Here is a 22740-nt window from a genome sequence, read left to right on the forward strand (position 1 = left end):
CTGTCCGGCGATATCAGATCCTCTAACAGGGGTTCCTGCCGCAGGCGGCCGCCATGGGTATAGTCTATTTCGTAATAGGGATTGTTATCAAAGGCTGACAGGAGGCTGCAAAAGCCGGCGTTCATATCCTCATCCAGATACAGATCGGCCGCCGCAAACAGGCCGCCTTCCCAATAGTAATCCAGATAGGGGCTGCTGTTTTGGAAGTCCTTTGCAAGCTTTAGAAGAATGATATCACCGGCCTCCGTCCGGGTATCAAAGCGTTCATGTGCGCCCGGCCTGCCTGAGGGGATTCCATGCATCTGCACCCAGCGGGAGAAGCCTTCAACATCGGAGATCTGGCTGTTTTCCTTAAGGCAGGAGGAAAGAATCCGCATGGGGGGCAGCTGCACAAGGGAAGGCTGCACAGGCTTTGTCAGACGGTCCGATATTGAGGCAAGCTCTTTATAGCTTCCGGTCCTGTTATTTTCCAGGGAATCCAGCTGTTTTTCCATACTTTCATATAAAAGCGGCAACGCTGAAATTTTAGTGATTCCGTTCCGCGTCATTGTCGCAAGGAAATCGTTAACGATGCGGCGCAGGTCGGTTAAGGCGTTTACCTCCTCGTCTATGGCGCGGATGCGGCTGACAAAGGTCTCCACAACGACGCTCATATCCTCGCTTTCGTAGATACGGAGGATATCTTTGACGGGAATCTGCATTTTGCGCAGCACAAGGATCTGCCTGAGACGCTCGATGTTTGCGGCGTCATAGTACCTGTACTTCCCCGAATCCGGCCGGACGCTGCGGATCAGTCCCGCCTGCTCATAGTAACGCAGGCTGCGGGATGTGATGCCAAGCATACCGGTCAGCTCGGTTATTTTCACCAGCTCCATAAATTCTGCTCCTCTCGTTTTGTATATGTCCAGAATAGCACTTGACCTTGCGTCAATGTCAAGATGAAATACAGGGCCGCTTGCAAGGTTTTCCGGCGGTCTTCAAATGATAGCTGTTAAAATCCGGTTAACACTTGCCTCGTCACCGGAGACTGTCAGGAAAATGACTGGAATACCAAGGGCTTTCTTCCAGCAGCCCGTATTTACAGGTATACATTGTGCAATCCGCAAAAGATGTAATAAAAATATATCATGATCGTAGGGAAGGGGAAAGAAAAGCATTCTGTGATATAATGGAAAAGCGAGAGGAGAGGGTTATGGACAAAAAAGCTCTGATTATCGGATGCTGCGGGGCCGGGAAGAGTACTCTGGCAAAGAAGATGCATGAACGGACGGGTTTGCCGCTGATTCATCTGGTTGATGAATATTACCGGCCGGGGTGGGTGAAACCAGAATTAAAGGAGTTTAAGGAACAGAGGGAAAAATGATGGAGAAGGAAAAGATTCTGGAAATATTGAATGAGCACTATCCCGTGTATTTTGACAGTCTGGAGTTTGTACGGGACAGCGGCAGTATGGCTTATGCTGTATTTTCCGGCAGGGATAAGTATTTCCTGCGGATTACGAAACCAGCGTTTTTTGATACGGTGCATAAATCACTGGAGATACATGTATTTCTGATGAAACAGGGATTTTCCGTGCCGCCGGTTATTTTTACCTGGGATGGCTCACCTTGTGTCCATACGAGTGAAGAAGACGGAGAGCATCTTTATATTCTGTATGAGTTCATAGAAGGCAAAGAAGTGGATCCGGAACAGGATGCGGAGGCAATTGGTGCTTTGCTGGGGAAATTTCACAGCGCGATGAAGGCATATCCCGGCACGCTTGTGAAGCGGGATAAATACTTTTATATCGGCAGGTACATAGATATTCTGCGGGAAAAGAAGTATCCCAGGGCTGAAGAGTTCGCTGCATACGGCGAGGCTTTATGGGAAAAGATCAGGGGTCTGCCGACGGGGTACTGTCATGGAGATATGTACCGGGGGAATATCCATAAGGCGGGCGACGGGAGACTTTACATATTGGATTTTGATACCTCCTGTGAAGGTTTTCCCATGTATGATCCGGTATTAATCTGTAATATGACCGATTATTTTGAGTTTCAGGAGAACGGCTATGAGAAATCCCGTGAGGTGTTTGCCCGCTTCCTGCCTGCGTATTTAAAATATAGTGACCTTATGCCGGAGGAGGAGGCGGCATTTTATGATCTGATCGCACTTTACCATTTTGCCCTGCAGGCCACGATTGTTGAGGTATTCGGCATGGACTGTGTGGATGATGAATTTTTCGACTGCCAGTTGGAGTGGCTGTATAAATGGCGGGAGCAATGTGAGAAATATGAATGGAACTGATATAAAAGGGAACCTGCGGCGGAAAGGCCGGGGTTCCCTTTTGACAGCCCGTAAATTTAAGCGGAGAGGTTTACTCCATGTAGCCGCCCTTCATAGGTGAAACCGCATGTTCGGAGTAAATTTTCAGCACTCCTTTTTTATATTTCGGCTCCCTGGGCTTCAGGTTAGCTCTTCGTTCTTCCAGAATTTTAGCTATTTCCTCTGGAGGAAGCTCCCGGCCCTTGACGCCGATGATCTCCAGCACACGGGCCGGAATGTCAATACGGATCAGGTCATCCTCTTCCACAAGGGCAATCGGGCCGCCGTCAGCGGCTTCCGGAGAAACATGGCCGATGGCAGGGCCTTTGGAGGCGCCTGAAAATCTGCCGTCTGTAATCAGTGCAATGGATCTGCCAAGCTCCGGATCGGAAGAAATAGCTTCCGTAGTATAGAACATTTCCGGCATCCCCGATCCCTTCGGGCCTTCGTAACGGATAAAGACCGCATCTCCGGGGCGGATTTTCCGGGATAAAACAGCGGCGATGGCATCCTCCTCACAGTCAAAGGGGCGGGCTTTAAGAACTGCCTGAAACATTTCGGCAGGTACGGCGGAGTGTTTTACAACAGAGCCTTCCGGGGCGAGGTTGCCGCGGAGAATGGCAACGGTTCCGTCCGAACCGATGGGATTATCAAAGGGGCGTATGACGTCCGTACGCTTCAGCCCCCATTTTTCCAGGGATACGCTGCATTTTTCATAGAAACCGTTCTGCTTCAGCTCCTCCAGGTTTTCTCCCAGAGTTTTTCCTGTGACCGTCATGACATCCAGATGGAGCATGGATTTGATTTCCTCCATGACGGCAGGGACGCCGCCTGCGTAATAGAAAAATTGTGCGGGCCATTTGCCTGCGGGGCGGATATCCAGGAGATAGTGGGCGCCGCGGTGCATCCGGTCAAAGGTGTCCGCATCGATTTCCAGGCCGAGCTCATGGGCCATTGCCGGGATGTGCAGCAGGGAATTAGTGGAGCCGGAAATAGCCGCGTGAACCATGATCGCGTTTTCAAAGGCTTCCATTGTTACGATATCACTTACCTTCAGCCCTGCTTTAACCAGTTCCATTACCTGTCTGCCTGCTTTATAGGCCATCTCCTTCAGCTCCGGGCAGGTGGCGGGCATCAGTGCTGAACCGGGAAGCATCAATCCCAGCGCTTCCGCCATAATCTGCATGGTGGAAGCGGTTCCCATAAATGAGCATGCGCCGCAGGAGGGGCATGCATTCTGTTTATAATAGGTAAGCTTTTCTTCGGTAATTTCGCCGCGCTGGCACATTGCGGAATAAGCGCCGATTTGTTCCAGAGTCAGCAGGTCGGGTCCGGCTTCCATGACGCCCCCCGTAATGACGATGGAGGGCATATTAAGCCTTGCCAGCCCCATCAGACAGGCCGGAACGGATTTATCACAGCTGGCGATGAATACACCGCCGTCAAAACCAGTAGAATTGCCGTGTATTTCAATCATATTGGCAATCATATCCCGGTGGGCGAGGGAATAGTTAATTCCGTCATGCCCCTGGGCGATTCCGTCACAGATATCCGTCGTAAAATAACGCGCGCCCCTGCCGCCCGAATCCCGGATCCCTTTCATGGCTTCTTCCACAAAAAGATTCAGGTGTGCGCTTCCCGGATGGCTGTCCCCGAAGGTGCTTTCCACAAGAATCTGAGGCTTATCAAGATCCTCAACCGTCCAACCCATGCCGATTTTCAGTGGATCGTTTTCCGGGGCCAGTGCCCTAACCCGCTGACTATTCAATTCCATTTGTCAATCCCTCCTTGTTTTGCGGAGCAAAATGCGAGCCCTCTGGCGAGCAGAGGGATTTTCCTCCATGTTTTGCGGAGCAAAATATAAATCATCAGATGTTTCGTTGCTTTTATCCTAGCATTCCCTAATTCTCTTAGCAAGTTGTCAGATGTGTATTCTACTTTTTGCTGGAATTATTATTATTTATTTGGACAGGTTCCATAAAAATTCGTTTAATTGCCTGCTTGTTTGCTGATTTTCCAGATTTTTGTGATGATGACAGGAAGCAAATCATCAGATGTCTTTTGCTTTATCCCTATGGTTTGGGTGAGTAAGGGCAGGAGCTTCCTGTTCTTTTATCAATTGCTTTATCATATCCCGGTTATAGATCATATGCATCAGCATCGCTGTTTTGGCGCCGATGGAATCATGTTCTGCAATGGCATCCGTAATGGCGCGGTGGGTCTGGATGGTTTCTTTGGTTAGCCGGCGGTGGGTTACATTGACAAACATCAGGACGGCAGTATCAATGATGGGAATGAGCTGCTTTACCACGATATTGCCGGAACATTCTGCAATGCAGGTATGAAAGGCAATATCCTCGTCAATGTAGCTTTCTTCCCTGGCAATTCTTTTTTCGATGAGGCGGCACAGGCTGTCCAGCTTTTCTACGTCTGCGGGATGGGCTTTAAGGGCGGCCATTTCTGCAATTCCCGGTTCCAGTATAATCCGTACATCAGCCAAATCCAGGGCGAGTGCCATTTTATCCTCTGCTTTTCTCAGTCCCAGCGGATCCAGGTCTGCGGGAGTGGTTGAAACTACATAGGTTCCCGAACCTCTTCTCACTTCCAGAATACCACGGGAAACAAGCAGCTTCACCGCCTCCCGGACAGTGCTTCGCCCCACGCCGAATTTCCGGCCCAGTTCAAATTCATTGGGAAGGCGCGCACCGACAGGCAGAGGGGTGTTTAGTATAAACTGATAGATTTGTTCCTGGACCTGCTCCGCAAGCAGGGCATGTTTCAGGTTGGAAAAACCGTCCATATTTTTTCTCCATAAGAAGGGAAGCAGGCAGATGCCGCCGCCAGCTATCCGCTGTGCGGCAAAACCTCCAAGTTGCGTCCTGCCGGCATTCCCGTTATAATAAATTGTATAGCAGCCATTTTGCAGCAACGGGAGCTTCGGGAGATTCTGAAGCCCGTTATTTCATGATAACACAGATGAAGAAAACAGTCAGCAGGGGGAAAACACCGATGACAAAAAAAGAGAAGCTACAGCATATATTGGAGACTCTGGATAAGATTTATGGTACTACAAAAGACGGGTTTTATCATAATCAGGACTGGCAGCTGCTGACAGCGATAATGCTCAGCGCCCAGAGCACGGACAAACAGGTGGATGAGGCCCTTCCCGGCCTGTTTGGAAGATTCCGGACGGCGGAGGAAGTGGCACAGGCCCCGGTGGAAGAGATAGAGGAATATATCCGGTCAGTGGGGCTTTATAAAAATAAGGCGAAAAACATGAAAAAATGTTGTGAACAGCTTGTAAAAGATTATGGCGGGAAAGTCCCGGATAAGCTGGAAGAAGTGTTGAAGCTGGCCGGTGTGGGAAGAAAGACGGCCACGCTTTTTCTGGCGGATGCTTATGGGATTCCCGGGGTTACAGTGGATACCCATGTATTTCGGATTTCCCACAGGCTGGGCTGGGCAAAAGGGAAAAACCCCCAGCAGACGGAACAGGAATTGATGAAGGTTCTGCCCAGGGATCACTGGAACCGGATTAATTTTCAGCTGATTTATCTGGGACGGGAGATCTGTACAGCGCGTAAAGCCAAGTGTACACAATGTCCGCTTCAGGAATGGTGCGAGAAAAATTTGTGATTAAATATTGTTAAAGGCATTGTTAAAAAACGAAGCTAAGTCCGAAAGGATTTCCACGTTGCCAATTGTCTACAAATATAGAAAACTATTGACTTTGGCAGGCAAGCAATATAGTATATAGATAAGACAATTGTCGATAATGGAGGTGACGCGTATGACTGTAATAAAAAAGCTACCGGACGCGGAGTTTGAGATTATGAATATTGTATGGCAGTTAACGCCTCCGGTCACATCAGGCATGTTGATGGAGCAGTTAAACAGAGAAAACAGGAAAGTATGGAAAGCGCAGACCGTCCATACGCTGTTGGGCCGTCTTGTAGAGCGGGGATTTTTAAAAACGGAGAAACTGGGAAAAGAACGTTTTTTTGAACCGTTGGTAGGAAGGGATGAATATCTTCAATATGAAACACAGAGCTTTGTAAAACAATATTATGGCGGTTCGCGGCTGAATCTGATTAATACGCTGTATCAGGGTGAGGGATTAAGCGGTGATGAAATAGACGAACTGGTAAAGTGGGTTAATGATCAGAGGAAAAAGTGATGATTGAATTTATGAACCAGTTGTTTCATATTTCCTGTATAATGGCGGTCATTGCAGCCGTGTACATACTGGCCGGGGCTTTAGCGAATGGAAAATATTTCGCAGGGGATTTTTACTGTGCCGGGAAAATGATACTGATTGGTTTTATTATTCCGTTCAGACCGCGAATTAAGATATTTTTTCCCATGGGTTCTACAAGTATTTTATGTTCTGAAGGAACAGGTTCCCTGCAGAATGTTTTTGCAGCTCTTGCGGAAAAGACCGGGGTAGACGGAACTGTTTTTATTCCAACGCCTGCTGCGGCCGTATCACCGGTAATGATTGTTTTCTTTATATGGTTATTTGGTTTTTTCGTTGTATTGTTTTACCATGTAATGAAGTACGTGAGTTTCAAAAGGATGGTGGAACGGTGGAGCGGGGATATAGCAGATGCCCGGATATTGGAGGCATTTCGGGAAATAAAGAATCAGCTTGGGATTACCTCATATCTTCAGATAAGAAAGTGCACCTGTATATCAAGTCCTATGCTTATTCAGCTGTTAAAGCCTGCTATTTTGCTTACGGATGCCCAAATGGCCAGAGAAGATTTACTGCTTGTACTGCGGCATGAGATGATTCATTTGAAGCGTAAAGACCTGTGGTACAGATGGGCGCTGCTTCTGGCAGTCGCCATCAATTGGTTTAATCCGGCTGTTTATGCGTTTTCCAGGGCTTTCACCCGCTTTTGTGAACTATCCTGTGATGAGTTGGTTACAGAGAATATGCCGGAAGCCGGGAGGTATCGGTATTCGATGATTATTATACATCTGGCCGGCTGCAAGGCAAAATCAAATACTTTATTCTCGTCATTTTCCTGCGGAGGTAAAAAATATATGAAAAATCGACTGTTTTCTATAATGAGTACGGGGAAGAAAAGATTGGGAACAGCTGTATTCGCTATATGTTTCCTGTCCATATTTTGCGCCGGAATGGTATTTGCAGCGCCGGGAAATGAACGTGGGACAGTAGATATTCCTGCAGAACGGACGGTAAATGCATATGGTATTAAGACAAATGAAGATATAGACAGGGAAATGACGGAAGCATTTTCTGAAGTTTTTGGTAATGAATTTGATAAAAACAATTTCCCTGGTATGATTATAACTTATGATGAAAGCGGAGTCCCGATCGTAACAGATCCTGATGCTCCACAGAAAAGTGCCGTTTACGCAGGCGGAAAATATGAAATAAACGGATTTTATTCTTCCTCAGACTGTTCGGATTCAAGTCTGGTATTTTATGTTTTGAAGGGGCGGCCGGTTGAGGTACTTGACAGTTCATCCTCAACAACAGCTGCAAAGGTAAAATATGCGGGTTCCGGCGGCTATATGAAAAAGGACGAACTAAAATTCTGAAAGGAAGCGTTTGTAACATTCCTGAATTACTTTCTTTTGGTCAGCGTCGTAGATGCGCTGATCTGCTGAATAATTATTATAAATTCATATATTCTTATAGGAAAAAGACGTTGACTGATAAACGGCCAGCGTCTTTTTCCTGCAATTTTCCAGGGTAATATAAATAAACAACCCCTTATGTATTCCCGGAAGCCGCCAGCTGGGAAAGGATTTCCCGCACATCGTCACCCATTTTTATAAGGGCGGCCATATCGGGAATTTCTATTCCATGGACAAGGACATTCCGGGCGTTCCGCAACGCAACCACCCGGTCCAGGTTTTCCTTGGAAAGTACCTTCATCCGTTTCAGGCTGTTCACATTAAAGGTGCCTCTTGCCTTGGGATTGCTTTTCAGGGTCAGCCTGCCGAGAATGGTTTCCAGGCTAATCCAGGGCTTCATAAAGTATTCCATAGCCTGGTACTGCTCTTTGCTCAGCTTTTCTCCGGGGGCGCGAAGCTCCCTGTAAAGATGATAGCGTTTTTCATTGCCGCAGATGATCTGGTCGGAGAGCTGTTCTGAGATGGTCCGCTTGTCGTTGACAAGCTTTGTGGACTTCAGAATCGGTTCAAGCTCTTTGGCGTTGGCTATTTTCAGCCGTCCCATCAGACGCAGGAGCAGTTCTACATTTCCCATGCGCGGTTCGATATCCATCCGCTTATACCGGGTGCTCAGATAATTGTAAAGATAAGCCGCCAGATCATATTGGTTGTTAAAGGATGTATTTTTACTCTGGATCCGCTCGTTTCCTGCGGCCTGCAGCCGTTCCAGAGCTATCTCGCCACTGAGGACAAGACCGTTCAGTTCGTCAAGGATGGCTAGCTCTTCATCGGAAAGGGTGCCCTGAAGCGGCTTGTAAACCAAATCATGCTCCACCTCCGACCAGGCATGCATCAGAACGGACGCCACCTGGATTTCCAGGCGGACAGGGGCATATTTTATCCGGCTTTTATCCAGGGAATCTTCCTTCATGGAAGCCCGGTAATGGGTGGCCCAGTAGCCGGAAAAACGTTTGTTGTAGGAAGGCTGTTTGGACTGCACCGGGAATTTCTTGGTTTCAGCCACCGTAAACAGGTTGTTGATGACCCGATCCGCTTTGGCACGGTCGCCGGGGAAATAGAGGGACACGCGTACGCCGGAAAGGTCGGCGATATCCGCATAGATTTCGCTCATGTTTTTGTAGGGAGTTTCCCGTTTTTCATTCCGTTGCGTCACCTTGATTTTGAGCCGGCTGGGGCTCTTGGCGCGCGAGGTTACCATGGCGCGGATACCGGAGGAGCGCAGGGCATCCTCCAGCATTTCGGCGGCAATGCGTCCTGCTGTTTCGTAAAAGTTTATTTTTTTCTTGTAATTTTCTATAAATTGATTTATCAGATCCATATTGATTGCCTCTTAATTGTGTCTTACGGTCGCAGCCAATCCTCATTGGGCAGGGACTGGCCGCCATCGGAATATATGATCGTATTTGTTTTATATTCAAAAATCAAATCGTCATAGTCAGTGGAATATAAAAACCTTGTTTCATTCAAATCCTCATAAATATCCAGATAAATGCCTTCCTCCACAGAGGTCTCATCCGGGCCGACGCTGATGTCGGTGAGATCGCAGGGAAGGGTAAGGAATTCTTGCCCGGCACTGTTGCTCATATGGACAGAACCCTGGATTTCAACGATAGTTCTGTCTGCGCTGTTGTTGGTAACTTCAAAAATAAAGTAGCAGCGGGGAAGGGTCACATCCGGGGCAGCGCCTTTTTCCACGTTGATTTTATCCGTTATAGTAACCTCTGCGGGCTTCTTGCTTTTGGCCGCCTGCTTTTCCTTTTCTTCCCGGATGCTGCGGAACTGTTCCAGCACATTCTGAAGGATGGAATCCGGCTTTTTGCTTTCTTCCAGGCGGGAGCTTAAAACGGCCGGATTTTCAGTAATCCCCACATTTACAGCGCCGTGCCTGCCCGGCCCTCCGCCGGACTGCAGCAACAAAATAAGCAGAACTATATTTACAGTCGCCAGGATGCCAATGGCAACAGCGCATATTATTATTATTTTCCTTTTGGATTTGGAATCCTTTTTTTCAGTAATCATCATAACTATCCCCCCATATCAATTTGTTTTTATTATAATGGAGTACGGGCAAATATACAATCAAAAACGAACAGCAGCCTGAGCGGTGCCTATACAGAAATAAATAGCCTGATCTTCAGAGAATCTTAATGGGAAGTGAAGAAAGTTTTATAATTAACAGGTTATGATGGAAGCAGATAAAAGAAAACTGTCTGAAAGGGGAGGATGAGGGAATGTTATTTATCCTGAATTTGGCAATAGGGGCCGGCAGCGGACTGGCGCTTTCCATTCCTTTTCTGGGATGGCTGGAGGGCACGGTGCATAAAAGGATGCGCAACACGGCGCAAAAGGGTATGGCACAGTGCAGTACGGCTCAGGGGAAAGGAAAGTGTGAAATAAGCGGATGGCATACGGCGGGTGTCTTTCTGTTTGCATTTTTGCTGGCTGGTATTCTGACGCTGACAGGGGTGCCGGCGTTTCAGGAATTTCATTTTGACGCTAATATCAATATGATTCCTATGGTGGAATTTTTCAGTAATTCCAGACAATATTTTGAAAACACGCTGCTGTTTATGCCCCTGGGTTTTCTTGTCCCCCTGCTTTGGCGGCGGGAACAGATGGTGGAAAAGACGGTGAGCATCGGCTTCCTCTTTTCTCTGTTTATTGAGGCTGCGCAGTTATTCTCCTTCCGGGCTACAGATATTGATGATCTGCTTATGAATACTATGGGCACATGGCTGGGATATCTGCTGTTTCTGGCAATAAACCGTATTTTCCCCAGGACGTGCGGCAGATTCGGCGTGGGAGAAAAGCCGGAGCCCGGAAGTCTGTGGGCAGTGGAGGAGGCAGGCAGTCAGGAGGCGAAAGCGGAAGGAAATGTGCAAGGAAATGAGGTGGATGCCTGTATGAAGGCACAGACTGTGAATGAGGAATGCTGCGGAAGTAAAAGCTGTGGGAATAAAGGCTGCGGAAATAAAAGCTCCGGCGCGGAAAGTCCCGTCTGCCGATACGAGATGGAGCTTTCCTTTGCCATTGTCATTCTTATTATGATGACCCTGCAGCCGTTGCTTGGCAGTGTTCTCTGGAACCTTTGGTATGGACTCCGGTAAATCAGGTAGGATATCCGGAGGGGAACCTCCGCCGGAATAACCGGCAGAAGTCAGAATACCCTTGTCGTCCATTTGGTGCAGTCCCAGACATCGGTTGCCAGCCCGTCATAAAATTCAGGTTCATGACAAACCATGAGAATGCTTCCCCTGTACTCCTGAAGCGCGCGCTTCAGTTCGGCTTTTGCATCCACGTCCAGATGGTTGGTAGGCTCGTCCAGAAGCAGGATGTTGGTTTCCTTATTGATGAGCTTGCACAGACGTACCTTTGCCTGCTCGCCGCCGCTTAAGACCTTTACCATGCTTTCGATATGTTTTGTGGTCAGCCCGCATTTCGCCAGGGCGGAGCGGACCTCATACTGGGTGAACCCGGGGAATTCCTGCCAGATTTCCTCAATACAGCTGGTGGATATATCCGGCGGCATCTCCTGTTCAAAATAGCCTATGCTCAGATAATCCCCCTGCTCCACTGCGCCGGAAAGAGGCGGGATCAGGCCGAGTATACTTTTTAAAAGCGTGGTTTTACCTATGCCGTTGGAACCGATGAGGGCGATTTTCTGACCCCGTTCCATGGACAGGTTCAGCGGCGTGGAAAGCGGCTCGTCATAACCGATCACCAGATCCTGCGTGGTAAAAATGTAACGGCCGGGGGTACGGGCCTCTTTAAAATGAAATTCTGGCTTAGGCTTTTCGCCGGCAAGCTCAATCACATCCATTTTATCCAGTTTTTTCTGACGGGACATGGCCATGTTCCTGGTGGCGACCCGTGCTTTGTTTCTGGCTACAAAATCCTTGAGATCCGCAATTTCCTTCTGCTGCTTGTTGTAAGCGGCCTCCAGCTGCGACTTTTTCATGGCATAGACTTCCTGGAATTTGTCATAATCCCCTACATAGCGTGTCAGGGCCTGGTTATCCATGTGGTAAATCAGGTTGATAACGCTGTTTAAGAAAGGAATGTCATGAGATATCAGGATAAAGGCGTTTTCATAATCGTTCAGATACCGTTTCAGCCATTCGATATGTTCTGCATCCAGATAGTTGGTAGGCTCGTCCAGGAGAAGGATATCGGGTTTCTCCAAGAGCAGCTTGCCAAGCAGAACCTTGGTGCGCTGCCCGCCGCTTAAGTCGGCCACATCCTTGTCCAGGCCGATATCCGCAAGGCCCAGGGCGCGCCCCACTTCCTCCACTTTGGCGTCTATCATATAAAAATCATGCATGGTAAGCATATCCTGGATTGTGCCCAAATCTTCCATATATACTTCCAGCTCTTCCGGGGTGGCTTCCCCCATCTTATCGCAGATTTCATTCATCTGAGCTTCCATTTCAAACAGGAAGGAAAAGGCGGAAGCCAGAGTTTCCCGGATGGAAGTGCCCTTTTCCAGTACCGTGTGCTGATCCAGATAGCCCACACGGACATTTTTGGCCCATTCCACTTTGCCTTCATCAGGCATGAGCTTTCCGGTGATAATATTCATAAAGGTAGATTTCCCCTCGCCGTTGGCGCCGATCAGGCCAATATGCTCTCCCTTGAGCAGGCGGAAGGAAACATCATGAAAAATGGCTCTGTCTCCAAAGCCATGGGAAAGATGTTCAACATTTAAAATACTCATACGGACATTCTCCTATAATACAGCTATAATGTTCTATGCGGGAGCGGCCCGTTCCGGCGGTTAAGTGCCGTTGCGGAGCGTCCGACGACGCAAGTATATCATAAGAAACGCCTGTTGACCAGAGGTTTATTATCGCAGCTGCCGCAGAAAAGGGACCATTTTCGGAAGCTGAAAGCAAGGATTAAGGTACCGGCCAGGGCAGTGACGGCCCAGACGCTGATTGTAGCATGCCAGCCGTAATGATCGGAGATGGCCCCGGAGGCTGCGGTGGACAGAGAGCTTCCTATATAAGTAGAAGCGTTGAGTATGCCGGATATGGTGGCAACCCTGCCGAAGCGGGCGAAATGCCTGGGCACCCGGCTGATCAGCATCAGGTTGATTCCGTACATGCTTCCTGTTATTAAAGTCATCATGGTAACGCTTAACGTAGGGGCGGTATTGTAAACTGGGAGCAGGATAAAGCAGGAAAGCGCAGCGCAGGCAAAAAGCAGGGCTGCCGTCAGAAGTTCATTTTTCAGTTTTTGTAACAGAGAGGATGCGATCATGATGCTGAATATACTGAAAATCGGCAGAACTGCTGTGGTCAGGATAGACAGGGAGGTGCTCAGCCCAAAGGTATCCGTAATATAAGCAGGCATCCAGGTAGTGATGCCGTCCCGCAGAATACCATGGAGAACAATGGCAAACAGGATGGGAACCAGGGAAGCCTGGATAACCAGGGAAGAAAGCTTTACCGGATTTTCGTTCCCCACTTCCAGGTACAGGGCGGAAATGGCATTGGTTCCGTCAGCCTGCATTTTCCGGATGCTGATGGTCCAGACAAAGGCGGAGGCAATTCCAAAGAATGCCGGAAGCAGGAAAGCAAGCTGCCAGCCGGAAAAACGGATACAGGCGGGCGCAAGCACATATACGGCGATCATACCGGCGGATGAAGCAACGGATACCTGGACACAGCACTTTTTATAGCCCTCTTCATCCAGGGCCTCAGCCATGATTCTTACCAGAGGGGGCCAGAGCATGGACTGGAAAAAACCATTCAGGCACCAGAGCGGGATAATGACCTCCATACGAGGGAAAAGAGCAGCAAGGAGATTGCAGAGGGAGGTGGCGGCCAGCCCCGTGAAAATCATTTTCCGGGGCTGGAATTTATCTCCCAGGAAGCCGCAGAGCAGCTGTCCGATCCCATAGGTAACAAAACATCCGGTCACCGGCAATCCGGCAAGGCTTTTGCTGATTCCAAGAGAACGCTGTATTTCAGCCAGACAGGCCGCATAATTTAACCTAGTCAGATAACTGGCAAAATAGACCAGGCAGCATAGGAAGCAGAAAAATTTCATCTGCCGCCCGGATTTGAGTCTGTTCAGCATAGCAGGCTTTTGCCCTCCCATTCTCTGGCAGCCACAGCTCCTTGGGGCTGTGTAACAGTAGGTGCAATATCACAGATACCAGGCTGCTCCAGAACGGCGCCCGGCTGGAAACAGGAACCAATGCAAACAAGAGGTATCAGCATATCTTCTTTATCAAGGGACCCATGGCTGCGGCCATGTCCGCCATGATCCGCGGTGAAAATAATCGTATACTCTTTCATGAAACGTTCCGTAAGCCGCTGAACCTCATCCAGGGACTGACGGCAGGCTTTCCTATATTCATCGCCCATCCATCCGAACTCATGCCCTGCGCTGTCGGTCAGTCCCAGATAGACAAATGCAAAATCCGGTTTTTCCGACTCAATAAATTCAAGTGCATTCTGCGTAACCATCTCATTGGCCTTTTCATAGGAATAAACGTGCCCTGCGGCAAAATAGCTGTAGGCAAGGCTGGAGGGGCGGCTTAAATCCCGCAGCTCTTCCCAGTTATAGAAAAAAGCACAGGTTTTTCCGGCCGCGGCCAGCTGCTCACACAGTCCGTTTACAGGACGGACCTGAGGAACATAGGTATTGGTAAGAATGCCGTGACGATCAGGTGAAACACTGTGGAAAAGCGACATATGACAGGGGAGCGTAACGGAAGGATAAACGGTTTCTGTTTCCAGGGAATAGCTTCCCAGCTCCAGCAGCCGCTGTCCATAAGGATGGCCGCAGGTGGTTAATGCATCGGGACGGAAACCGTCCGCAAGGATGAGGATTACTTTCTGATTCATATACTGTGCCTTTCTGCCCGCCTTTTGCGGACCCTCATATTAATATTTTATAATATTTATGGATGCCTTTTTATAGGCTTCCAATATTTCATCAGGAAGACCGGAATCGGTCAGATAAAGGAACCGTGGGTTCAGATCACAGATTTTCAGCGCAGCGCAGGTTTCAAATTTGGAACTGTCAGCCTGCACTATTATCTGATCCGAAATATCAATAAGAGCGCGCTGCACCGCCACCAGCTCATGAATGTGATCGCTGATCCCAAAATCCAGGGAAATTGCGGAGGGCGCAATAAAATATTTGGAAACATGCAACTGCCTTATCATATCCAGGGTCAGATGCCCGTAAAAAGTCTTCTCATTCGGCATATAGAACCCTCCCGTAAGGATGGTCTGAAACCCTTCCTTTCCCGAAAGAATCTGAAAAACCTGAAGAGAATTCGTCACCACGGTAAGCTCATGAAAATGCTCACAAAGCAATGCCGCCAGCTCAAAAGAAGTGGAGCCCGTATCCAGGGAAATACAGTCCCCCTCACGGATATAAGGAATTGCCGCCAAAGCCAGCCTCCTCTTTTCCTCCCTGTGCTCCGTGACACGGGCAGAAAGGCTGCTGTAGCTCTGCATCTTCCGAACCGTTATAGCTCCCCCGTGCACCCTCTTCAGGGCCCCCTGCCTCTCCAGATACTCCAAATCCCGCCGTATCGTCTCCAGAGAAACCTGAAAAGCATCCGTCAATTCCGCAACCGTAACAGAAGAACGCCTCTCCAGCATCTCCGCAATCTTAACCCGTCTCTCATTTGCAAACATATACACTCATCTCCACATAAACACAATTATTTCCACATAAATGTATCACCGCACCTACCACTTGTCAACCATAAAAAAAATGGTGATGGCTTCTTACTGTGCTTTTCCGGCATACCGCTGCCGTCCTTAGTGGCTTGTCCGACGAGTGGAAGCCACATCGACTGCCAAGACGCAGCCGCTGCAGCCGATGTGGCTGCAACGAGAAGTTCAGCCACGCTGGCAGCGGTATGCCGGAAAAGCACAGTTAGAACCATCCCATTTTTGAATTGGTTCTGAAACCCCCCCCTGCCAGCACAAAACGGCAGCCACCCCCAGCGGCGCCAGGCCCCCGAAAGTCCGGAAGGCGAACCGGGCCCCCCACCCCCTTATGTTAAATCTGAGTGAAGCTTTCTTTAAGATTTTATGTATTTTGTTGTAAATATGGATATATACGTATATGATGGGTGGAAGAAATGGGAAAATGCGGCATCCTCCTGGGAGGAAGTTTACATAACATGTTGGAAAAGGAAAGAAAGGAGCTGATGAAATGAAGTTCAGGGAAGATGGAACTTTTCATATATTACAGTTTGCAGATATACAGGAATTGCCTGAGGCGTCGGAGGATACCATGGCGCTTATCAGAAGAGCGCTTGATACGGCCCGGCCGGATCTGGTGGTGCTCACCGGTGATCAGCTGAAGGGTTACAGCCGTGCATTCAGGAAGAAGCCCGGGCAGACAGAAAAAGCAATACGGGGCATACTGGAGCCGATTGTGTCCAGGGGCATCCCCTTTGCCGTAACCTTTGGGAACCATGACAGGCAGAGCGGAATGAGCAACGAGGAACAGATGGGAATTTACCGCAGAATTCCGGGCTGCGTGGACTGGCTGAACAGCCGGGGACAGGAGATACTTCATGGGCCGGAGGAAGGCACCTTTGCCATAGGGATACAGAATTTTGAAGAGACAAAGACGGTGATGGCCGTTTACCTGCTGGATTCCCAGGGTGACGCCGCCGGCGGTGGCTGTCAGACCCTCCATCCCAAGCAGATCTACTGGTACAAGGCGGCAAGGGATACTTTCGCGCAGGTTCATGGCGGCCTGGTGCCGGGAATTGTGTTCCAGCACATTCCCATGCCCGAGTATTACCGGCTTCTGCGCAGAGTGGATAAGAAAACCAGGGGCGCAATCCGTACCTACCGTACCCATGCCAACGAGTATTACCTTCTGGATGAGGAAAAATGCGATGGCGGCAGCTTCCGGGAGGCGGTAAGCGCGCCTGACAACAATGCCAGGGAATTTGAAAGCCTTCGTGAAAAAGGAGATATTTTTGCCGTATACTGCGGTCATGATCACAGAAACAGCTTTGTGGGAAACTGGGGCGGAATCGATTTGGGCTATACGCCCTCCTGCGGTTTTCATGATTATGGCGACGGTGTCAGCCGGGCGGTCAGGGAACTGATATTCCATGAGGAAAATCCGGCGGACTATGAGACAAGGCTGCTGACCTATAAGGAACTGGTGGGAAGCAGGCCGTCGCATCCCTTTCGGGATTTTGTATACAGCCATATCTCGGCTACCAGAGAGGAGGCGCTGGAAAAGGTAAAAAAGTATCTGCTTTTTACCGGACTGGCGATAGCGGTTGTGCAGACGTTAAGGAGCGCGGCCAAAAAGAACGGCGGAAAGAAATAGAATAAAAAGACATGGCGGAGGACACCGGAAAAAGGTGCCCTCCGTTATTTTTTCCCTGAAAAAGGCATCCTGCAAAATCAAAAGCCTTCAGGAAAGTCCGCATACGCCGTAAAACAGCAAAATGCCGCATTTGGCAATACCGCGCCGCAAAAGCCGAACAGGAAACGGTTGGGCGAAGGGATTGGATTGTAAGAAAATTGTAAGAGTTTTATCGGAATTTTAACAAGATTTGTCCTTTAAGATCAGGGTAAAGAAAAACAGGACAGCAAGGCCTGAGGAAAGGATAATTTATTATGAAAAGAAAACCGGGAATGAAAACGCTTGCCCTGCTTTTGACAGCGGGCATGCTTTTTACAGGCTGCGGAGGAAGCGCGGGAAACACACCGGAGGAAGAGCCGGAAACAGACGGCAGCGGAAAAACCATGGGGAGATATATGGAGGAAGCGGTGGGGATGCCGGAGGATATGATGCGCAACGCCGGAATAACCCGTCTGACGGACGGCAGTCTCCAGATATTTGACTATAATAACGGCCCCTGCATTTCCCAGGACGAAGGCAGAACCTGGACAAGGAAATACGACGACTGGATGGGAATGGTGGGAAACGCCTACTATATGACTGCTGCAATGGCAAAGGACGGCACGTTGTTTTTAATGTACAGCAGCTACGAAGAATCGGCTGATGAGGAAACGGAACAGGCATCAGAAACTGACAATCTGTTTAAAATGGATTACCGCTATATGATAGTTTCCCCGGAAGGAGAGATGCGGGATCTTCCGGTCTCCTTTAATCTGGACAATTATGAAATCCTCACAAATTGCTGGTACACACCGGATAACAGACTGTTTGCCAGCCAGGGCGGAGCCGTTTATGAAATCAATCAGGAGGACGGAGCGTTAACAAGGCTGTTTGATACGGAAGGGGACGTGGAGCTGGCCTGTTTTTCGGAAACACGGATGGCAGCATTTACGACTACCAGGGCCTACAGCTATGATTATGTCAATGGAGAACTCCTGGAACAGGATGACGGGCTGGACAGCTTTGTGCAAAAACAGATGACCGATGGTATGGATACGATTTTTTATACCAGCGGAAATTATAAGTTCATTGCCGCATTAGATAAGGAAAACAACCTGTACCTGGGCTGTGACGAAGGTATTTACAGCTATAAGGAGGGAGAGGGCATAAAGCTGCTGCTGGAAGGCGGACTTTGCTCCCTGGCAGATCCTTCCGTAGCCAAATACGGTATGCTTGCAGAGGACGGGCCTGTATTCCTCATGCTTTTGGGAAGCGGTGTTTCCCGGTTTGCTTTTGATGAAACAGTGCCTTCCGTACCGGATAAGGAGCTGCTTGTATACAGCCTGAAGAAAGACAGAACTATCCAGCAGGCGGTATCTGCTTATCAGAAGGAGCACAATGATGTTTATGTAAGATATGAGGTCGGCATGTCCGGAGATAATGGGCTGACCGCAGAGGATGCAGTCAAAGCGCTGAATACGGAAATCATGGCGGGAAAAGGGCCTGATGTGCTTTGTCTGGAAGGACTTCCGCTGGATTCCTACTTATCAAAGGGAATGCTGGCCGACTTAAGTGATACTCTGAAGGCAGCAGAGGAAAAGGAAGAGTTCTTTAACAATATCACAAGAGCATTTGAAAAAGATGGAAAAATTTACGCGATTCCCACCCGTTTCCGGATCCCCCTTCTTGTGGGAAAACAGGAAACCCTGGCGGGAATCCAGGATCTGCAATCCTTCGCGGATACCTGTGAAAAACTCAGGGCGGAAAGCCCGGATGGTTCCATTCTGTCCGCTTATCAGCCTGACATTGTACTCCGTATGCTGGCCCTGGCCTGTGAGCCTTCATGGAGCAGGGAGGATGGTACACTGGAAGAGGCGGCGGTACAGGAATTTTTAACCCAGGCAAAACGGATTTATGATGCGGAAATAAGCGGTATCTCCGAAAGCGATATGGAGGAATTCCTGGAATCCAACAGAAGCAGAGGGGATGAAGGCGGAAGCTACGCGGAAACCGCACTTGATATTTCCTTCAGTATTATGAATTTCCTGACAAGATCCCAGGAACAGTTCGGGTTGGGAAATACGCAGCAGGTGAGCCTTGACTTTACCAATGTAATTTCTATTCCCAGGGTAAGAAAAGAAATCGTCTTTACTACGCCTTCCTTCCAGAATTCAAAGGTTTTCCAGGCGGAATCCATTATGGGCGTATCCGCAAAAGCGGCCCGGCCGGAAATGGCGAAGGATTTTATACAGACGCTTTTATCCTACGAGGTAATGGCCTCACAGGAGGAACCGTATCCGGTAAATAAGGCCAGCTTTGATCGGATGTTCTATACGGAAATGGATCTGGACACTCCGTTTGGCTCCTATGGTATTGCAAAGGAGGACGGAAGCGTGCTCATGCTGGATCTGTACTGGCCCAATGAAGAGGAACAAAAAAGCCTGAAGAATCTGGTTTCTTCCCTGGATACGCCTTATCTTCCTGACAGCAGAATTGAACAGGCCGTTGTGGCGGCAGGCACACAGGTGCTGAACGGCGAACTGAGTGTGGAAGAAGGAGTGGCGCAGATAAAGCAGAAGGTACAGCTGTATCTGGCTGAATAGGAAAATGAGGAAACAAAGAAGAAACAAGAATATTGCCTGTCTGTATTTTCTGCTTCCAAGCTTTCTGGGGGTCATCGTGTTTGTGCTGGCCCCCTTTGCGGATGTCTGCAGGCGTTCCTTAACGACCGCGGTGACAGGGGAATTCAGAGGAATTGACAATTATAAACAGGTATTTGAAAATAAGGCGTTTTGGCTGGCGGCGGGAAATACGGCAAAATTCGTTCTTGTCTGCCTGCCGCTGCTCATCGGGCTGGGCCTGATTATCGCCTGTTTTCTCAGCCGTTTTACCCGGATACATTTTCTGAAATCTGCCTTTCTCTTTCCCATGGCGGTGCCGGCGGCCACGGTAGTGCTGGTTTGGAAGCTGATTTTTGACAGGCAGGGGTTTTTGAATCTGTTTCTTACCAGGCTGGGGGAAGCGGCATACAGCGCAGGGGTGCTGCAAAGCGCCCCTGTGTTTGACATTGATTATATGGGGACGGGCGCGGCTTTCTGGGTGCTGGTGTTCAGCTACATATGGAAAAATCTCGGGTATACAGTAGTGCTGTGGCTTACGGGAATCCTGTCCATTTCCACGCAGATACGGGAAGCGGCCAGGGTTGACGGGGCCGGGGAATTCACGTGCTTTGTCAGGATAATCATGCCCAATCTGAAACCTGTCCTTTATACGATTACAGTGCTATCCTTCCTGAATACTTTCAAGGCCTTCCGGGAGGCTTATCTGGTGGCAGGATCGTATCCGGATGAAAGCATGTATCTGTTGCAGCATCTGTTCAATAACTGGTTTACAAATCTGGATTTTGACAAGATGGCGGCGGCAGCAGTTATCCTGGGTTTTATACTGTTCGCGGTGATACTGCTTCTGCAGAAGCTGTGGGACGAAGGAGAGTGAAAGGCATATGAGGGGTGTTGGCATCCAAAATCGAAGGAAGAAAAGCGGGCATATATATGCCCTGGCCGGAAAGATATGCAGACAGACGGCAAGAGCATTATTAATGGGGGGTCTTATTTTTACCGGCCTGTTTATCTGCTCTCCCGTTCTGTTATTGCTTTCAGGCTCCATGACCGGGGAATATGAGCTGACACAGGCGTTTAAAGCAGTGCTTTCCGGGGGAAGCGGTTTTATTAACTGGACGGTGCTGCCGGAGTTTCCCACACTGGAGTGGTATCGGAGGCTGCTTTTTTATTCTCCCCAGTTTTTTATCTTGTTCTGGAATTCTATCAAAATGGTGCTCATCATCCTGGCGGGCCAGATGGTGATAGCGGTGCCGGCGGCATGGGCCTTTGCGGTTTACAGATTTCCTTTCCGCAGGCTTTTGTTTACCCTGTATATTGTTTTAATGCTGATGCCATTTCAGGTGACCATGCTGTCCTCATATCTGGTGCTGGACCGGCTGCGTCTTATGGATACGCAGGCTGCCGTCATACTCCCTGCCATTTTTTCCACTTTCCCTGTGTTTCTGATTTACAGAGGGTTCTGCAGCATTCATCCCGGGCTGCTGGAGGCCGGAAGGATAGACGGCGCAGGAGAGCTTGGGCTTTTTGTAAGGATAGGGCTTCCGCTGGGCTCCTCGGGAATCCTTTCCGCATTTGTGCTGGGCTTTCTGGAGTATTGGAATATGATTGAGCAGCCGCTTACCTTTTTAAAGAGTAAAGAATTGTGGCCGCTGTCCTTATATCTGCCCGAAATCGGGCTGACGCAGGCGGGCTTTGCATTTGCCGCATCGGTGGTGACGCTGATCCCTGCGGTCTTTGTTTTTCTGCTGGGACAGGATTATCTGGAACAGGGGATTGCTATGAGCGGATTGAAGGAATAGGAGAGATAAGTCATGGAATTTCTGAAGAAAAAGAAAAAAATCCTGTATGCCGGCTGTGTATTTTTTGTGATTATGTTTTTGTGCACGCTGTTATCAAAGGGGATTTACGGAGCGAGTCTGCCGCAGGTGGAGACGGAAAAGCCGGAAAAAAGGGCGCTCGGCCATATGGTGGAGGCGGAAGGTATGGTAACAGCCAACCGGGAGGTGGCTGTGGATACCGTCAGCGGCCTGAAGGTCAATCAGATTTATGTAAACCTGGGAGACAGCGTTTCTGCGAATACATTGTTGTTTGATGTGGATCAGGAGGATTTAAAGGAAAAAATATCGGAACAGGAGCTTGCGATCAAAAAGCTGGAGATGAGCAATGAGCAGGCAAGGCAGCAAAAGGAGCTTGATGCCCAGAAGGAGCTGCTGGCCCAGAACCGTTCCCTGGAGGATTATGCGCTTGCAGATACGGAGGAGGACAGGAAAATAGAGCAGGCGGGGGATGCTGTGGCGAAGGCGGAAGAAAAGCTGGATGACCATCTGAATAACCAGCCCAGGCAGACCCCGGATGAGGAACGGAACCAGAAAAAAGAGGAGTATAAGGACTGGGACAGCCGGATGAAGGATTTACAGAAGCAGCAGATAAGCGCAAATTCGGAGCTGGAAGCGGCTAAGGCGGAGGAAGAGGCGGCTCGGAAGGCACTGGATGATTATATCGCCGCCCACGGTGATTCCGGCGGCGGAGACGGTGACAGCGGATCTGACAGTTCGGGCGAGGATAACAACAGCGGATCCGGCAGCTCCGGCGGCAGCCCGGACAACCATGACGGTGGACAGGATGCGGTCCGGGAAAATACGGAGCAAAGCAGGGAAGGCCAGGCATCAGGCGGCAGTGTAAGCGGGAATGATGGCGGTTCGGACGGCAGTGGAACAGCTGGGGGTGATTCAGCTGGCGGCGATTCGGTTGGTGGTTCAGATGATGGTGGATCAGCCGGCGACGGTTCCGGTACCGGCGG

20 protein-coding genes are annotated in these 22740 nt (G+C 49.3%); 11 read left to right on the forward strand and 9 right to left on the reverse strand.

What is annotated here, in order from left to right:
• Positions 1–875 (reverse strand): MerR family transcriptional regulator (locus HMPREF1548_RS06695; RefSeq protein WP_021635131.1); only part of this gene is annotated, 875 nt, incomplete at its 3' end.
• Positions 876–1192: 317 nt separating this feature from the next.
• On the opposite strand from HMPREF1548_RS06695, the gene HMPREF1548_RS29395 reads away from it, so the two are divergent.
• Both HMPREF1548_RS29395 and HMPREF1548_RS06705 read left to right on the forward strand, forming a co-directional pair.
• Positions 1193–1363 carry a P-loop NTPase family protein gene (locus tag HMPREF1548_RS29395; RefSeq protein WP_157065642.1) on the forward strand — a complete coding sequence of 57 codons (171 nt, stop codon included), beginning with the start codon at positions 1193–1195 and terminating at the stop codon, positions 1361–1363.
• Positions 1360–2286, forward strand: coding sequence for a phosphotransferase enzyme family protein (locus HMPREF1548_RS06705; protein ID WP_021635134.1), 927 nt, complete (start codon positions 1360–1362; stop codon positions 2284–2286). The genes HMPREF1548_RS29395 and HMPREF1548_RS06705 overlap by 4 nt, the downstream gene beginning before the upstream one ends.
• Before the next feature lie 70 nt (positions 2287–2356).
• Here the strand turns inward: HMPREF1548_RS06705 and ilvD are convergent, their stop codons facing one another.
• Together ilvD and HMPREF1548_RS06715 are read right to left on the reverse strand one after the other, a co-directional pair.
• Positions 2357–4072 (reverse strand): dihydroxy-acid dehydratase, encoded by a 1716-nt coding sequence (ilvD, locus tag HMPREF1548_RS06710; RefSeq protein WP_353612042.1) that lies wholly within the window; start codon positions 4070–4072, stop codon positions 2357–2359.
• A 282-nt stretch (positions 4073–4354) separates the two neighbouring features.
• Positions 4355–5104 (reverse strand): FadR/GntR family transcriptional regulator, encoded by a 750-nt coding sequence (locus HMPREF1548_RS06715; RefSeq protein WP_051358332.1) that lies wholly within the window; start codon positions 5102–5104, stop codon positions 4355–4357.
• A 209-nt stretch (positions 5105–5313) separates the two neighbouring features.
• Between HMPREF1548_RS06715 and nth the strand changes: the two genes are divergently transcribed.
• From nth to HMPREF1548_RS06730, 3 genes are all read left to right on the forward strand, one after another.
• Positions 5314–5940 (forward strand): endonuclease III, encoded by a 627-nt coding sequence (gene nth, locus HMPREF1548_RS06720; protein WP_025488060.1) that lies wholly within the window; start codon positions 5314–5316, stop codon positions 5938–5940.
• A 154-nt stretch (positions 5941–6094) separates the two neighbouring features.
• On the forward strand, positions 6095–6481 hold the full coding sequence (locus HMPREF1548_RS06725; RefSeq protein ID WP_035321386.1) for a BlaI/MecI/CopY family transcriptional regulator: 387 nt from the start codon (positions 6095–6097) through the stop codon (positions 6479–6481).
• Positions 6481–7875 carry a M56 family metallopeptidase gene (locus HMPREF1548_RS06730; protein WP_021635139.1) on the forward strand — a complete coding sequence of 465 codons (1395 nt, stop codon included), beginning with the start codon at positions 6481–6483 and terminating at the stop codon, positions 7873–7875. The genes HMPREF1548_RS06725 and HMPREF1548_RS06730 overlap by 1 nt, the downstream gene beginning before the upstream one ends.
• 175 nt (positions 7876–8050) lie before the next feature.
• Here HMPREF1548_RS06730 and HMPREF1548_RS06735 read toward each other — a convergent pair whose 3' ends face one another.
• Both HMPREF1548_RS06735 and HMPREF1548_RS06740 read right to left on the reverse strand, forming a co-directional pair.
• On the reverse strand, positions 8051–9292 hold the full coding sequence (locus tag HMPREF1548_RS06735) for a RelA/SpoT domain-containing protein (protein ID WP_021635140.1): 1242 nt from the start codon (positions 9290–9292) through the stop codon (positions 8051–8053).
• A gap of 23 nt (positions 9293–9315) precedes the next feature.
• Positions 9316–9996, reverse strand: coding sequence for a hypothetical protein (locus tag HMPREF1548_RS06740; RefSeq protein WP_021635141.1), 681 nt, complete (start codon positions 9994–9996; stop codon positions 9316–9318).
• 209 nt (positions 9997–10205) lie between these two features.
• On the opposite strand from HMPREF1548_RS06740, the gene HMPREF1548_RS06745 reads away from it, so the two are divergent.
• A complete protein-coding gene (locus HMPREF1548_RS06745) occupies positions 10206–11081 on the forward strand; it encodes a VanZ family protein (protein ID WP_021635142.1) in 876 nt (291 codons plus the stop codon).
• Between the two features lie 50 nt (positions 11082–11131).
• Here HMPREF1548_RS06745 and HMPREF1548_RS06750 read toward each other — a convergent pair whose 3' ends face one another.
• From HMPREF1548_RS06750 to HMPREF1548_RS06765, 4 genes are all read right to left on the reverse strand, one after another.
• Entirely contained in the window at positions 11132–12688 is a 1557-nt protein-coding gene (locus HMPREF1548_RS06750; RefSeq protein ID WP_021635143.1) for an ABC-F family ATP-binding cassette domain-containing protein, read from the reverse strand.
• 98 nt (positions 12689–12786) lie between these two features.
• Positions 12787–14055 (reverse strand): MFS transporter, encoded by a 1269-nt coding sequence (locus tag HMPREF1548_RS06755; protein WP_021635144.1) that lies wholly within the window; start codon positions 14053–14055, stop codon positions 12787–12789.
• Positions 14049–14828 carry an alkaline phosphatase family protein gene (locus HMPREF1548_RS06760; RefSeq protein ID WP_021635145.1) on the reverse strand — a complete coding sequence of 260 codons (780 nt, stop codon included), beginning with the start codon at positions 14826–14828 and terminating at the stop codon, positions 14049–14051. The genes HMPREF1548_RS06755 and HMPREF1548_RS06760 overlap by 7 nt, the downstream gene beginning before the upstream one ends.
• Before the next feature lie 39 nt (positions 14829–14867).
• Complete coding sequence (locus HMPREF1548_RS06765) at positions 14868–15632, reverse strand: DeoR/GlpR family DNA-binding transcription regulator (protein ID WP_021635146.1); 765 nt, start codon at positions 15630–15632, stop codon at positions 14868–14870.
• 526 nt (positions 15633–16158) lie between these two features.
• Between HMPREF1548_RS06765 and HMPREF1548_RS06775 the strand changes: the two genes are divergently transcribed.
• The 5 genes from HMPREF1548_RS06775 to HMPREF1548_RS06795 form a co-directional block, all read left to right on the forward strand.
• The gene (locus HMPREF1548_RS06775; protein ID WP_021635149.1) at positions 16159–17301 is read left to right on the forward strand and encodes a metallophosphoesterase family protein; all 1143 of its coding nucleotides are present in this window, start codon (positions 16159–16161) and stop codon (positions 17299–17301) included.
• Between the two features lie 293 nt (positions 17302–17594).
• Positions 17595–19922, forward strand: a complete 2328-nt coding sequence (locus tag HMPREF1548_RS06780; RefSeq protein ID WP_021635150.1) for an ABC transporter substrate-binding protein — start codon at positions 17595–17597, stop codon at positions 19920–19922.
• Between the two features lie 4 nt (positions 19923–19926).
• Positions 19927–20814 carry a carbohydrate ABC transporter permease gene (locus HMPREF1548_RS06785; RefSeq protein ID WP_021635151.1) on the forward strand — a complete coding sequence of 296 codons (888 nt, stop codon included), beginning with the start codon at positions 19927–19929 and terminating at the stop codon, positions 20812–20814.
• Between the two features lie 103 nt (positions 20815–20917).
• On the forward strand, positions 20918–21739 hold the full coding sequence (locus HMPREF1548_RS06790; protein WP_035321422.1) for a carbohydrate ABC transporter permease: 822 nt from the start codon (positions 20918–20920) through the stop codon (positions 21737–21739).
• 12 nt (positions 21740–21751) lie between these two features.
• Positions 21752–22740, forward strand: a 989-nt coding sequence (locus HMPREF1548_RS06795) for an efflux RND transporter periplasmic adaptor subunit (RefSeq protein ID WP_021635153.1), incomplete at its 3' end; no start/stop codon positions are given.

The organism is Clostridium sp. KLE 1755, from assembly GCF_000466465.2.
Taxonomy (GTDB): Bacteria; Bacillota; Clostridia; order Lachnospirales; family Lachnospiraceae; genus Eisenbergiella; species Eisenbergiella porci.

What these genes read in the sequence shown, in the direction of transcription:
- HMPREF1548_RS06785 (WP_021635151.1), top strand. Translation starts at nt 19,927, where the DNA reads ATGAGGAAACAAAGAAGAAACAAGAATATTGCCTGTCTGTATTTTCTG.
- HMPREF1548_RS06775 (WP_021635149.1), top strand. Translation starts at nt 16,159, where the DNA reads ATGAAGTTCAGGGAAGATGGAACTTTTCATATATTACAGTTTGCAGAT.
- HMPREF1548_RS06765 (WP_021635146.1), bottom strand. Translation starts at nt 15,632, where the DNA reads ATGTTTGCAAATGAGAGACGGGTTAAGATTGCGGAGATGCTGGAGAGG.
- HMPREF1548_RS06725 (WP_035321386.1), top strand. Translation starts at nt 6,095, where the DNA reads ATGACTGTAATAAAAAAGCTACCGGACGCGGAGTTTGAGATTATGAAT.
- HMPREF1548_RS06705 (WP_021635134.1), top strand. Translation starts at nt 1,360, where the DNA reads ATGATGGAGAAGGAAAAGATTCTGGAAATATTGAATGAGCACTATCCC.
- HMPREF1548_RS06745 (WP_021635142.1), top strand. Translation starts at nt 10,206, where the DNA reads ATGTTATTTATCCTGAATTTGGCAATAGGGGCCGGCAGCGGACTGGCG.
- HMPREF1548_RS06750 (WP_021635143.1), bottom strand. Translation starts at nt 12,688, where the DNA reads ATGAGTATTTTAAATGTTGAACATCTTTCCCATGGCTTTGGAGACAGA.
- nth (WP_025488060.1), top strand. Translation starts at nt 5,314, where the DNA reads ATGACAAAAAAAGAGAAGCTACAGCATATATTGGAGACTCTGGATAAG.
- HMPREF1548_RS06755 (WP_021635144.1), bottom strand. Translation starts at nt 14,055, where the DNA reads ATGCTGAACAGACTCAAATCCGGGCGGCAGATGAAATTTTTCTGCTTC.
- HMPREF1548_RS06760 (WP_021635145.1), bottom strand. Translation starts at nt 14,828, where the DNA reads ATGAATCAGAAAGTAATCCTCATCCTTGCGGACGGTTTCCGTCCCGAT.
- HMPREF1548_RS06735 (WP_021635140.1), bottom strand. Translation starts at nt 9,292, where the DNA reads ATGGATCTGATAAATCAATTTATAGAAAATTACAAGAAAAAAATAAAC.
- HMPREF1548_RS06715 (WP_051358332.1), bottom strand. Translation starts at nt 5,104, where the DNA reads ATGGACGGTTTTTCCAACCTGAAACATGCCCTGCTTGCGGAGCAGGTC.
- HMPREF1548_RS06780 (WP_021635150.1), top strand. Translation starts at nt 17,595, where the DNA reads ATGAAAAGAAAACCGGGAATGAAAACGCTTGCCCTGCTTTTGACAGCG.
- HMPREF1548_RS06740 (WP_021635141.1), bottom strand. Translation starts at nt 9,996, where the DNA reads ATGATGATTACTGAAAAAAAGGATTCCAAATCCAAAAGGAAAATAATA.
- HMPREF1548_RS06730 (WP_021635139.1), top strand. Translation starts at nt 6,481, where the DNA reads ATGATTGAATTTATGAACCAGTTGTTTCATATTTCCTGTATAATGGCG.
- HMPREF1548_RS06790 (WP_035321422.1), top strand. Translation starts at nt 20,918, where the DNA reads ATGGGGGGTCTTATTTTTACCGGCCTGTTTATCTGCTCTCCCGTTCTG.
- HMPREF1548_RS29395 (WP_157065642.1), top strand. Translation starts at nt 1,193, where the DNA reads ATGGACAAAAAAGCTCTGATTATCGGATGCTGCGGGGCCGGGAAGAGT.